Genomic DNA, 12,191 nt, shown 5'->3' with positions numbered 1-12,191 from the left:
CCGACACCTGACGTGTAAGGTCACGGAGTATGACGCAGCCCGAATCCGCGTTCCTCTCCGTGACCTACGTGAGCACCTCCGCTGCGCCGCTGACCCAGACCGCCCTCGAAGCGATCCTCCGGCAGTCCCGCGACAACAACGGACGCTCCGGCCTCACCGGCATGCTCGCCGTGCGCGGCGACGACTTCTTCCAGGTGATCGAAGGGCCTCCTACGGCCGTGCGCCACGTGCTGCAGCGGTTGCGCGAGGACACCCGACACAGCGAGCTGCGGGTCCTGGTCGAAGAGGACATCGACTACCGGCGGTTCCCGGACTGGACCATGCGCTGCGAGAACCTCGACGACTACCCGGCTGATTCGATCCCCGGCTACCGCGCGTCGCACGAGGACGAATCGGATGCACGGCGCCATCGCATCCTGGACCTCCTGCGATGGTTCCAACACCGCGCGACCCGCGCCCTCGCCGAGCGTCGTCGCTCAGCGACGTCCCCGTCCTAGCCGCCGGCGAAGGGTGGGAGGACGTCGACCCGGGCGCCGAGCGGACGGGTGTCGTCGCGACTGACGACGCCGTCGACGAGGAAGGAACCGGACGCGAGGACCTTCGCCATCGCGTCGCCGTAGCGCTCGAGCAGCACCGACTTCAGCTCGCCGACCGTCGCGACCGACGGCAACGACTCCTCGGGGACGCCGGCGGCCTCCTCGGCAGCGGCGAAGTAGCGCACGAGCACCTGCAGGGTCGTCGTCTCAGCCACCGATCGCTCCCATGCTCCGCTCCGGACGGACGAAGTCGGGCGACGCGATGCGGTGCCCGGCCTGCTTGTGCCACATCGCCGCGCGCCAGCGATCCGCGATCTCGACGTCCTCGACGCCCGAACGCAACATGCCCCGAAGGTCGGTCTCGTCGTCGCCGAAGAGGCAGGAGCGGATCGTCCCCTCGGCGGTGAGCCGCGTGCGGTCGCAGTCGTCGCAGAACGAGCGCGTGACCGAGGCGATGATGCCGACCGTGGCCGGGCCGCCGTCGACGAGCCACTCCTCGGCGGGAGCGGAGGGGTCCTCGCGATGCGGGGCAGTGAGCGTGAAGCGGGAGCCGAGGACGTCGAGCAACTCGGCCGCGTCGACCATGTTCTCCCGCACCCACGCCTCGTCGGCGTCGAGCGGCATCTGCTCGATGAAGCGGAGACGGCAACCGTTCTCGATCGCCCAGGAGAGGAGGGCGACCGCGCCGTCGAGCGTGTCGCGCATGAGGACGGCGTTGATCTTGAGCGGCGTCAGCCCGGCGCGCTTGGCGGCCTCGATGCCGGCCAGGACGGCGGGGAGGCGGTCGCGGCGCGTGAGTCGCGCGAAGTGGTCGCGGTCGACGGTGTCGAGGGAGATGTTCACGCGGGTGAGCCCGGCGGCCACGAGCTCGTCGACGCGCTTGTCGAGTCCGATGCCGTTCGTCGTCATGGAGATCGAGGCGTCGCCGGCGACCGCGGAGCTGCGGGCGATGATCTCCGCGAGGTCGGGGCGCATGAGCGGCTCGCCACCCGTGAAGCGGATGTCGTGCACCCCGAGGTCGCGGACGGCGATCTCGACGAGGCGACCGATCTCGGTGGGCGTCAGCAGGTCGTCGCGGGCGATCGCGGGGAGACCCTGCTCGGGCATGCAGTACGTGCAGCGCAGCGAGCACTTCTCCGTGATCGACACCCGGAGGTCGCGGGCGACCCTCCCGAAGCGGTCGATGAGGCCGTCGACGTCGGGGCGCCCGGCAGCGTCCGGGATGTGCCTGAGCGGCGACCCGATGCGTGGGATTCCGAGCCCGACTGTGGTCATCCCCCCAGGGTACGGGGATGGACGGCCGACTTGCCCCTCTAGAGCCGCTTCGGGGAGGAACGCCCAGCGGGCGCGCGTAGCATGACGGACATGGAGCCCCGCCGCCGCACCCTGCTCGCCGGCGCGTCCGGCGTCGTCGCAGCCGTCGCCACCCTCGGGTCGGCCGAGGCCGTCGCAGCCTTCGTCGCCCCCGCGAGCTCGCCGCTGCTCGCCGTGGGTTCCCTCGTGATCGACCTCGTGCCCGGTTGGGTGAAGGACCTCGTCATCGCCCTGTTCGGCACCAACGACAAGCTCGTGCTGCTCATCGTGCTCGGCGTCCTGGTCGCGGCCCTCGCCGTCGGGATCGGGATCCTCGAGGAGCGTCGACCGGTGGTCGGCAGCATCGCGCTCGCGCTCGTCGGTGTCGTCGCGGTCGTCGCAGCGATCACCCGCGCGGACGCGGGCCTCGACTGGGCGTTCCCGAGCGTCGTCGGTACCGCGGTCGGCATCCTCGTCCTGCGACTGCTCGTGACCCGGCTCCGGACCTGGGACGACGCGACGGTCGCGGACGAAGCCCGGCCGGTCGTCGGCGCCTCCCGGGCCGAACTCCCCCGGCGCTCCTTCCTCGTCCTGCTCGGCGGCACCGCGGTCGGCGCCCTCGTCGTCGGCGTCGGCGCGCGCGTCGCCTCGGCCGGAGCGGTCGCCGTGGAGACCATCCGGAAGGCGCTCAAGCTCCCGACGGCCGCCGTCGCCGCACCGCCGGTCCCCGCCGGAGCCGAACTCGGTATCGACGGACTCACCCCGGTCGTGTCGGCGAACGACTCCTTCTATCGGATCGACACCGCCCTCCAGGTGCCGAACATCGACCCCTCGACCTGGAGCCTCAAGATCACCGGCATGGTCGAGCAGGAGGTTGAGATCGGGTTCGAGGAACTCCTCGCCCTCCCGCTCCAGGAGTCGATCATCACGCTGACCTGCGTCTCGAACCCCGTCGGCGGCGACCTCATCGGCAACGCGCTCTGGCTCGGGTACCCGATCCGCGAGTTGCTCGCCCGCGCAAAGCCCAAGGCCGGAGCCGACATGGTCCTGTCGCGGAGCATCGACGGGTTCACCGCCGGCACTCCGCTCGAGGTCCTGCAGGACGAGGATCGCGACAGCCTCCTCGCCGTCGGGATGAACGGGCAACCGCTCCCGCTGCAGCACGGCTTCCCGGTGCGCATGGTCGTCCCGGGCCTGTACGGCTACGTCTCCGCCACGAAGTGGGTCGTCGAGCTGGAGGTGACCCGCTACGCGGACGCCCGGGCCTACTGGACCGACCGCGGCTGGTCCGAGCGCGGGCCCATCAAGACGGAGTCGCGCATCGACGTACCCCGCAACGGTGGACGTGTCGCGGCGGGGAACGTCGCGATCGCCGGCGTCGCCTGGGCGCAGCACACGGGCGTCAACCGGGTCCAGGTCCGGATCGACGACGGCGACTGGCTCGACACGACGCTCGCGACCGCCATCTCCGACGACACCTGGGTGCAGTGGGTCCTCCAGTGGGACGCCCCGGCCGGCGACCACACCATCGCCGTTCGCGCGACCGACGCCGCGGGCAAGACGCAGAGCGAGACCCCCGTCGACGTCGTCCCCGACGGCGCGGAGGGCTGGCACACCATCTCCGTCCGCGTCGACTGACCCGAGATCATCACGATTCCGAACCGGGACACCACCGTGTCACCGGCGCGGAGTATCGTCACTCGGGCACGTCCCTCACGCTCCTGTCCAGCTGCGCCGCCGACCGAAGCACTGGTCTCGCGCCAGGCCCGCTCCACCTCGTCACCCGTCCGCGCGATGCCCCGCGCCGGACACGAACCGTCTAAGGACCTCACGTGGCCCTCCTCGCCCTCGCCCTCCGACACGCCAAGCCGTACGCGGCCTGGGTGGTCGCGGTGTTCGTGCTGCAGCTCGTCTCGACGATCGCGGCCCTCTACCTCCCCAGCCTGAACGCCCAGATCATCGACCAGGGTGTCTCCCGCGGCGACACGGACTTCATCTGGTCCACCGGCATGACGATGCTGCTCGTCTGCCTCGTCCAGGTGGCCGCAGCCATCGGCGGGGTCTACTTCGGCGCCCGCACCGCCATGGCCATCGGCCGCGACCTGCGCCGGGAGTTCTACCGGAAGGTCGACTCGCTCGGCGCCCTCGAGATCGGCGGCTTCGGCAGCGCGACGCTCATCACGCGCGGCACGAACGACGTCCAGCAGGTCCAGATGCTGATCCTCATGACCCTCAACTTCATGGTGTCCGCACCGATCATGTGCGTCGGCGGCATCATCATGGCCCTCCGTGAGGACGCGGGGCTGTCCTGGCTGGTGTGGGTGTCCGTGCCGGTGCTCTTCATCATCGTCGGGTTCCTGGTCTACCTGCTCATGCCGCTGTTCCGGCAGATGCAGGACCGCATCGACGGCATCAACAGCGTGCTGCGCGAGCAGATCATCGGCATCCGCGTCGTACGCGCCTTCGTCCGCGAGCCGTTCGAGTCGGAGCGCTACAACCGTGCGAACGAGGCGCTCACGCGCGTCTCGATCAAGGTCGGCAACATCTTCGTCCTCATGTTCCCCGTCATCATGATGGTCCTGCACCTCGCGACCGCCGCCGTCCTCTGGTTCGGCGGTCAGCGGGTGGACGCCGGACAGATGCAGGTCGGTTCCCTCACCGCGTTCCTCCAGTACCTGCTCCAGATCCTCACCTCGGTGATGATGGGCGTCTTCATGGTCATGATGATCCCTCGCGCGGTCGTGTGCGCCGAGCGCATCCAGAGCGTCCTCGACACCGAGCCGAGCCTCACGGTTCCGACGAGCACCGACATCCGCGTGCCGTCGGTCGGACGAGTCGAGTTCACCGGAGTCACCTTCGGCTACCCCGGTGCGGAGCGACCGGTCCTGTCGGACGTCACGTTCACGGCGGAGCCCGGCAAGACCACCGCGATCGTCGGCTCCACCGGCTCCGGCAAGACGACGCTGCTCTCGCTCATCCCGCGCCTCTACGACCCGCAGCAGGGCCACGTCACCATCGACGGCGTCCCCGTCTCGCAGCTCACCCGGCAGCAGATCGCCGGGGTCGTCGGGATCGTGCCGCAGAAGCCGTACCTGTTCTCGGGCACGATCGCCTCGAACCTCCGGTTCGGACGTCCCGACGCCACCGACGACGAGCTGTGGGGCGCCCTCGACGTCGCGCAGGCTGAGGACTTCGTCCGCGCGAAGCCGAAGATGCTGAACGACGGCGTCGCCCAGGGTGGCACGAACGTGTCCGGCGGCCAGCGTCAGCGCCTGTGCATCGCCAGGGCCCTCGTCGCGAAGCCCCGGGTCTACCTCTTCGACGACTCGTTCTCGGCCCTCGACGTCGCCACCGACGCCCGACTCCGGGCAGCCCTCGGCGACAGCACCGCCGACGCGACCGTCATCATCGTCGCGCAGCGCATCGCGACGATCCGCGAGGCCGACCACATCATCGTCATGAACGACGGCGGCATCGTCGGCCGCGGGACCCACGACGAACTCCTCGAATCCAACGAGACGTATCGCGAGATCGTCCAATCGCAGCTCGCTGTGGAAGGGGTGGCGTGATCATGGCCCGTTCACCACGTGACAAGCGCTCCTCCGGCGCCTCGAAGGACACCACCCAGGCTCCCGAGTTGAACGCGGTCGAGGAGGAGGCGCTCGCACCGGAGTTCACCCCGGGTGAGTCCGACGGCGACATGTTCGGCGGCACCCCGTCGAAGAAGGCCGAGCAGTTCTGGCCGTCCGCGAAGCGACTCGTCGGTCTCCTCGCCCCCGAGAAGGTCAAGATGAGCATCGTCGTCGGGCTCGTCGTGCTCTCGGTCGTGCTCACGGTCATCGCCCCGAAGATCCTCGGTCTCGCGATGGACGCGATCTTCAACGGCGTGATGGGCTCGCAGCTCCCGGCCGGCGCGACGCTCGACCAAGTCGTCGACCAGGCACGCGCATCCGGCAACGACCAGTACGCCGACATGCTCGAGAAGTCGGACATCACCCCGGGTCAGGGCATCGACTTCACCCTGCTGGGCCGCCTGATCATCATCGTGCTCGGCATGTACATCGTCGCGTCGATCCTCAACTGGGCGCAGGGGTACATCCTCAACGGGCTCGTCATGCGCGTGGTCTACACGCTCCGCCGCGACATCGAGCGCAAGCTCAACCGCCTTCCCCTGAGCTACTTCGACACCCGTCAGCGCGGCGACCTCATGTCGCGCGTCACGAACGACGTCGACAACATCCAGACCGCCCTCCAACAGGCGTTCTCGCAACTCGTGCAGTCTGCGCTCACGGTGCTCGGCATCACGGCGATGATGTTCATCGTGTCGTGGCAGCTCGCACTCATCGCGCTGATCGCGCTGCCGTTGTCCGCGCTGATCGCCGGGGTCATCGGCTCCCGCTCGCAGAAACTCTTCACCGCGCAGTGGAAGAACACCGGCTCGCTCAACGGGCACATCGAGGAGTCGTTCTCGGGCCTCGAGCTCGTGCGGGTCTTCGGCCGCGACAAGGAGATGCTCGCCGAGTTCGACGAGCGCAACGAGAAGCTCTACACGGCGGCGTTCGGCGCGCAGTTCGTGTCCGGCATGATCATGCCGGCGATGACCTTCGTGTCCTACCTGTCCTACGTGCTCATCGCCGTCGTGGGCGGCCTCCGGGTCGCTTCCGGCCAGATGACCCTCGGCGACGCGACCGCGTTCATCCAGTACTCGCGTGAGTTCTCGCAGCCGCTCAGCCAGATCGCCGGCATGGCGAACCAGCTGCAGTCGGGCGTCGCGTCCGCCGAGCGCACCTTCGAGCTGCTCGACGCCGAGGAACAGGACGCGGAGACCGCGGACGCACACTTGCCCGAGCACACCGACGGCCACGTCGAGTTCGACGGCGTCTCCTTCAGCTACGACCCCGAGAAGCCGCTCATCGAGGACCTCTCCTTCTCCGCGCAGCCGGGTCAGACCGTCGCGATCGTCGGCCCGACCGGGGCCGGGAAGACGACCCTCGTGAACCTCGTCATGCGGTTCTACGAGCTCACCGGAGGTCGCATCCTGCTCGACGGCGTCGACATCACCGCCCTGACCCGCGCCGAGCTGCGGTCGCAGGTCGGGATGGTGCTGCAGGACGCCTGGCTGTTCGAGGGGACGATCCGCGAGAACATCCGGTACGGCCGACTCGGCGCGAGCGACGCGGAGGTCGTCGAGGCCGCCGAGGCGACGATGGTCGACCGCTTCGTGCGGCAGCTGCCCGACGGGTACGACACCGTCCTCGACGCGGACGGCGGCAGCGTCTCGGCCGGTGAGCGCCAGCTCATCACGATCGCCCGCGCGTTCATCGCGAAGCCGAAGCTGCTCATCCTCGACGAGGCGACGTCCTCCGTCGACACGCGGACCGAGCTGCTGGTGCAGCACGCGATGGCGGCGCTGCGTTCCGACCGCACCTCGTTCGTCATCGCCCACCGCTTGTCGACCATCCGAGACGCGGACACGATCCTCGTGATGGAGAACGGACGGATCGTCGAACAGGGCTCGCACGCGCAGCTCCTCGAGGTCGACGGCGCGTACGCCGAGCTTTACCGCACGCAGTTCCGCGGCGGCGAGGAGCAGTCGGCGATCGACGAGGCAGCCGTCGCCAGTGGGTCCGATACAGCCCACGCACCGCGCAGCTGATCCGACGCCGACGCCACGAGGGGCGGGCACTCGATTCCCGAGCGCCCGCCCCTCGGTTCAGCTGAGGGGCGTCGAGCGCCAGGTGCCCTGGTCGTTCACCCACAGTCGTCCGTTCCCGACGAGGATGTCGCCGGAGCGACCGCCGAACGGCCGCGCGAGCCCCATGTGCCGCGTGGAGAGGTAGCTCGTGTTCGGCTGCGCGTTCGCGTGCGCCGTGTTGCTCGTCTCCCAACGGTTGCCCTGCACCACCGAATGCCCGGTCGTGCCGAAGGTGTCGAGGCCGTACTCGCATTCGCGTCCCGTGTTGCCGATGATCGTCGCGCCACCGGTGCAGTTGCTCACGGCGACCGCCACCCGGATGCGGTCGATGCGGTTCCCCATGACCACGATCGAACCGGCACCCTGATGGAGCACCCCGAACCCGTTGGAGGTCGCGGCCCCGGTGATGGAGTTGTCGGAGACCACCGCATCCTCGGCGAGGTACGACACGACACCGCCCACCGAGCCCGATGCGAGCGTGACGGCGACGCGGTTGCCTGAGACGACGGGTTGTCTCGTCCGATCGAGCGCGATCCCGATCGGGCAGGTGCCGCCGGCGATGCGGACCACGTTCTCGGTGATGAGCGCGTCGACGGCACCGATGACGGTGGTCGAACCGCGGGGCGGTGTCGCCGCCTGGGCCATGATGCCCGCTGCCGCGACGCCGCGGATCTCGATGACGTTCCCGGAGACCACGGTTCCCTGCGCGTCGCGGTAGATCATCACCGGGCAGCGCTTCGGCCCCCAGGCGGACCCCTGGTCGTCGTCGGTCGTGCGTGTCCAGCGCACCGTGTTCGCGACCAGGGCGACGGATCGGGTGTCGATGACGGCGAGTCCCCACCAGGTCGCGTCGGACACGGTGTTGCCGGTCACGACGGTGTGGGCCATGCCCTCGACGGCGATGGACCGGCGGAACGGCCCGGTGACGACATTGCCCTCGATCGTGACCATCGAGTCGGCCCAGGACCCGGGGTCGACCGCGTAGTCGGGCAGGTTCTCGGCATGGATGCCGACCCGTGCGTCGGTGCCGGGGGCGGCCGAGACGATGTTGCCCACGATCGCCGATCGCGCACCCCAGACGGTGATGCCGTCGCCGCGATCCTCGCCCGCAGACGAGGCGGATCCCCGCCCTCCGCCCGAGCCGACGATGTTCAGGACATGGCACGCGGAGATGACGACGCCCTCGAACTCGCCCGCCGGTTGCACGGCGATGCCGTTCTGGAACCCGTCGACGGTGACGCCGTCGATCAGGACGTCGCTCGCCCAGATGCTGATCCCGGTGTTGCGCTCACCCGTGCTCGACGCCGGCGGGCCCGCGTAGCTGACCCGGACACCGGTCACCGAGCTGCCCGACACGATGAGCTTCAGCGCCGGGGCCGCCTCGACACCTCCGACGAACCGCAGCTCGCCGCGCCCGCGGAGATGGACGCGACGGTCGATCCGGATCGTCGCGTCCACGGCGATGACGTCGCCGCCGCGGACGATCACGGTGCTGCCGGCCGGGACAGCCGCGAACCAGGCGAGGACCGCGGTGGTGCTGACGGAGGCGCCGGTCGGGTCGATCCCGGGACCTTCGAGCACGAGTTCGACGGGCGGGGCGGCCTGGGCGTCCGCACTCCCGGTCGGCGCCGACGGCGCGGGGTCGGGGTCGGGTGGTGACGACGGGACTTCGGGGTCGGGATCGGGCTCGACGGCCGTCGGTTCGGGATCCGGGGTGGGGTCGGCTCCCGCTCCGGTCCTCCGCCACCGAGCCGTTCCGTCGCGTCGTGATGTCTTGTCCACAATCCATACAGTACAGAAGCATGAGGTACAAAAGCATCTTAGGATGAGAGTCCGGGGCGTTCACCGCCGCCCGACCACTCAGGAGCACCATGCCGTCACCCGCGAAACGCGCGACCGGACCGGGCCGCCGACCGGCACCTCGCGTCGACCACACCGCCTTCGCCGGTGCCCGCGCCATCGCCGCCTGGTGGGTGGTGTGCTCGCACTCCGCGGACTGGCTGTTCTCCGTGCTGCCCGAGCTCTCGTGGCTCGCGCCGATGGCCCACACCGGACTCGCCGTGGACGTCTTCTTCGTCCTGAGCGGGTACACGATTGCCCGGGCCTACCTGGATCGGCGCTGGACCTGGCCCGCCTACGGTCGCTACCTCCGGAACCGCGTGGCGCGCCTCTACCCGGCTCACGTGGCCGTACTCCTCGCCTTCGTGCTGCTCTGTGTCGGTGGGGCGATGGTCGGTGTCCCAACGGACGACGGGGCGTTCCCGCCCATCGGCCTCCTCGCCGAATTCACCCTCACCCGCGCGTGGTTCGGCGACGCACTGTGGTGGAACCCGCCCGCATGGTCACTGTCGGCCCAGTTCCTCGCGTTCATCCTGTTCCCGGTGTTCGCCCTCGCCTTCCGCGGCCGGATGCGCGGCCCGGCCCCGGTGGCCGCCCTCGCGGTCGGTCTCGTCTGCGCGACGACGATCGCCGCCGCTGTCGCCCCGTCGGCCATGAACGGCATGGCGCCGCCGACGCTCCGGGTGCTGTGCTGTTTCGTGCTCGGCGTCTGCGTGGCGGAGTGGACGGCAGCCCTCCCGGTCACCCGACGAGCGGCGTGGGTCGCTGCGGGAGGTGCCGCCGGCCTGGTGGTGGCGGCGATCGCACTCGAACCCGGAGCACCACGAGCCTGGGCCGCGATCACCTTCGCGGGGATCATCGTCGGAGGCCTGGCGGTCGCGAGCCCGCGCTCCACCGCGGTGCTGCGCAGTCGCCCCGCGCGCATCCTGGGGCAGCTCTCGTTCTCCACGTACCTCGTGCACGTCTTCGTGCTCATCCTGCTGGCGAAGGCGATCACGCCGAGCGCCGTCGACGGCATGCCGCTCCTCCTCCGTGCTCCGATCATCCTGGCCTGGTTCGGCTCGATCCTCGCCGCGTCGTGGCTGCTCCACACGCTCGTGGAGGTGCCGTGGCATCGGCGACTCGCAGCACCGCGCACGAGCCAGGCCGTCCATGCCGACGAATCGGCGACGGGCGCTTAGGCGTTCGTGCCCGACAGCGGACCCCGCGCCGACCGAACGCCCTGCGCGATGCGCTCGGGGAGCCGCAACGCGGCGCTGACGAAGGCGAGTACGGCCACGGCAAGCGACACCCAGAGCACGGACCAGGCGGCATCGGTCGGCGGGCCCAGCAGCAGCGACGCCGCCGCGTCCCCGACGCCGCCGGGGATCGCGACCGACACCGCGAGCACGAGGGCGAGCCGAGCAGCACCGAGCAGGATGAGTGTCAGACCCGCCGCGAGCAGGACGCCGATCGCGGCTCCGGCCACGGTCCGGCTCGGGTTGCGGCGCCCTAGCCAGAGCAGGATCACCCCGAGTGCGAGGAGCCCGATCGCGAGCCAGGGCGACCAACCCGCCGCCGTCTCGATCACCTGGATTCCACTGAGTACCGGCGCGACCTGCGATGCCGGGACGACGTCGACCACGCGGTCGACGTCCGGGATGACGGCCGCGAAGCCGAACCCCGCGTCGACCAGCCACGTGCGGGTCGCGGAGACGATCGGTCCCAACTGCACGCCCAGGCCCTGCTCGGCCGAGACGTCGATGACCGCTCCCTGGGAACCGGAGACGCCCGCGACGAGCTGCTCATGCGTGACGCGGAGGGCTTCGGTCCAGGCGGTCGCGAAGGCGGGCGAGGCCGCGAACTCGGCGACGTTCCGGCGCAGGACCTCGCGCAGCGCATCCGCGGTGTCGCCACCGATCGCGCCGAGCACCTCCGAGATCGCCGGCGGGAGCGAGAGGGTCGCCGCGAGGTCGGCCGGTGCCGCAGCCGCTGCCTCGAGGTCGACCTGACTCTCCAGCGCGGCGAGCGCCTGGTCCCCAACGAAGGCTTGGACGGCGGGGTCCGTGGCCAGCGGGGCGAGGGTGTCGACGAATGCGTCGGTGTCGCGGAGCATCGTGTCCGCCCAGGTGCTGACGAGGGCGACCGGGATCAACAGGGCGCCGATCACGATCGCGACCGTGCCGAAGAAGCCCCATGCGCCCGCTCCGCGTCGGACCGGCTGCTCGACGGCCTCCGCCCGGAGCGCGTCGAAGGTGACGAAGTCGTTGCGGGCGTCGGACGACGGGTGATCGGTCACGCGCCCGAGTCTACGAGTCGGCGCTGTCCGGGCGTCTGGATCCGCGAGACCGCGCGATCGCTTCGACCGCCGCCACCGTGGACACGGTCACCCGTTCCGGCAACGCGTCGAGCGGGAACCACCGGAGACCGCCGTGCTTCTCCGGCTCTCGGAGTTCAGGCTCGCCGACGGTGTCCTCCGCGAGGTACACCGGCGAGATCCAGTGCTGGTGCAGCGCCTCCTCGAAATGGTCGACGACGCACAGCAGTTCGATCGAGCCGAGCTCGAGCCCGGTCTCCTCCAAGGCCTCCCTGCGGACGGCTGCTTCGAGGTGTTCCATCCAGTCGACCTTCCCGCCGGGGATGCCCCAGGATCCGGCCTCGGGCTCGCGGCGGCGCTCGAGCAGGAGGATCCGACCGTCGCGGACGATCGCGACGCCACACCCGGACCGCGGGTGGGACACAGGCTCTTCAGCGGGTGAAAGCGTGGTGGACGACACGTGCTCACGCTACTCGACGCCGCATCGGCTCGGCCGTGAACGATCACGGTACGCTTGCCTCCGGCACCACGA

Annotated in this window: 10 protein-coding genes; 5 read left to right on the top strand and 5 right to left on the bottom strand. The window is 70.2% G+C overall.

Translation table 11 applies throughout. The features are described from left to right. The first annotated feature begins 29 nt into the window (after positions 1–29). Positions 30–497 carry a BLUF domain-containing protein gene (locus tag IFT89_RS03755; RefSeq protein WP_202938276.1) on the top strand — a complete coding sequence of 156 codons (468 nt, stop codon included), beginning with the start codon at positions 30–32 and terminating at the stop codon, positions 495–497. Here the strand turns inward: IFT89_RS03755 and IFT89_RS03750 are convergent. Further along, positions 494–751 (bottom strand): MoaD/ThiS family protein, encoded by a 258-nt coding sequence (locus IFT89_RS03750; RefSeq protein WP_307783414.1) that lies wholly within the window; start codon positions 749–751, stop codon positions 494–496. The two genes, IFT89_RS03755 and IFT89_RS03750, sit on opposite strands and share 4 nt — an antisense overlap. Next, entirely contained in the window at positions 744–1,811 is a 1,068-nt protein-coding gene (moaA, locus tag IFT89_RS03745; RefSeq protein ID WP_064293946.1) for a GTP 3',8-cyclase MoaA, read from the bottom strand. The genes IFT89_RS03750 and moaA overlap by 8 nt, the downstream gene beginning before the upstream one ends. 90 nt (positions 1,812–1,901) lie before the next feature. Here moaA and IFT89_RS03740 point away from each other — a divergent pair, with 90 nt between their 5' ends. The 3 genes from IFT89_RS03740 to IFT89_RS03730 all read left to right on the top strand — a co-directional run bounded on the left by IFT89_RS03740 (position 1,902) and on the right by IFT89_RS03730 (position 7,485). Next, on the top strand, positions 1,902–3,467 hold the full coding sequence (locus IFT89_RS03740) for a molybdopterin-dependent oxidoreductase (RefSeq protein WP_202938275.1): 1,566 nt from the start codon (positions 1,902–1,904) through the stop codon (positions 3,465–3,467). 194 nt (positions 3,468–3,661) lie between these two features. Beyond that, positions 3,662–5,398 carry an ABC transporter ATP-binding protein gene (locus IFT89_RS03735; RefSeq protein WP_202938274.1) on the top strand — a complete coding sequence of 579 codons (1,737 nt, stop codon included), beginning with the start codon at positions 3,662–3,664 and terminating at the stop codon, positions 5,396–5,398. 2 nt (positions 5,399–5,400) lie between these two features. Then, entirely contained in the window at positions 5,401–7,485 is a 2,085-nt protein-coding gene (locus IFT89_RS03730; protein ID WP_370582530.1) for an ABC transporter ATP-binding protein, read from the top strand. A 57-nt stretch (positions 7,486–7,542) separates the two neighbouring features. On the opposite strand, the gene IFT89_RS20700 is transcribed toward IFT89_RS03730, so the two are convergent. Beyond that, a complete protein-coding gene (locus IFT89_RS20700) occupies positions 7,543–9,306 on the bottom strand; it encodes a right-handed parallel beta-helix repeat-containing protein (protein WP_202938273.1) in 1,764 nt (587 codons plus the stop codon). Between the two features lie 89 nt (positions 9,307–9,395). Here IFT89_RS20700 and IFT89_RS03720 point away from each other — a divergent pair, with 89 nt between their 5' ends. Further along, positions 9,396–10,544, top strand: coding sequence for an acyltransferase family protein (locus IFT89_RS03720; RefSeq protein WP_202938272.1), 1,149 nt, complete (start codon positions 9,396–9,398; stop codon positions 10,542–10,544). Here IFT89_RS03720 and IFT89_RS03715 read toward each other — a convergent pair. Further along, a complete protein-coding gene (locus IFT89_RS03715) occupies positions 10,541–11,641 on the bottom strand; it encodes a hypothetical protein (RefSeq protein WP_202938271.1) in 1,101 nt (366 codons plus the stop codon). The two genes, IFT89_RS03720 and IFT89_RS03715, sit on opposite strands and share 4 nt — an antisense overlap. 10 nt (positions 11,642–11,651) lie before the next feature. Continuing rightward, positions 11,652–12,119, bottom strand: coding sequence for an NUDIX hydrolase (locus IFT89_RS03710; RefSeq protein WP_202938270.1), 468 nt, complete (start codon positions 12,117–12,119; stop codon positions 11,652–11,654). Positions 12,120–12,191: the final 72 nt, after the last annotated feature.

Source organism: Plantibacter sp. CFBP 13570, assembly GCF_014841395.1.
GTDB lineage: Bacteria > Actinomycetota > Actinomycetes > Actinomycetales > Microbacteriaceae > Plantibacter > Plantibacter auratus.
Note: the sequence above shows the minus strand (reverse complement) of the source record. Positions and strands in the feature narration are given on the sequence as shown.

Coding starts and splice junctions, on each gene's coding strand:
- IFT89_RS03740 (WP_202938275.1), top strand. CDS start 1,902: ATGGAGCCCCGCCGCCGCACCCTGCTCGCCGGCGCGTCCGGCGTCGTC.
- IFT89_RS03730 (WP_370582530.1), top strand. CDS start 5,401: ATGGCCCGTTCACCACGTGACAAGCGCTCCTCCGGCGCCTCGAAGGAC.
- IFT89_RS03720 (WP_202938272.1), top strand. CDS start 9,396: ATGCCGTCACCCGCGAAACGCGCGACCGGACCGGGCCGCCGACCGGCA.
- moaA (WP_064293946.1), bottom strand. CDS start 1,811: ATGACCACAGTCGGGCTCGGAATCCCACGCATCGGGTCGCCGCTCAGG.
- IFT89_RS03755 (WP_202938276.1), top strand. CDS start 30: ATGACGCAGCCCGAATCCGCGTTCCTCTCCGTGACCTACGTGAGCACC.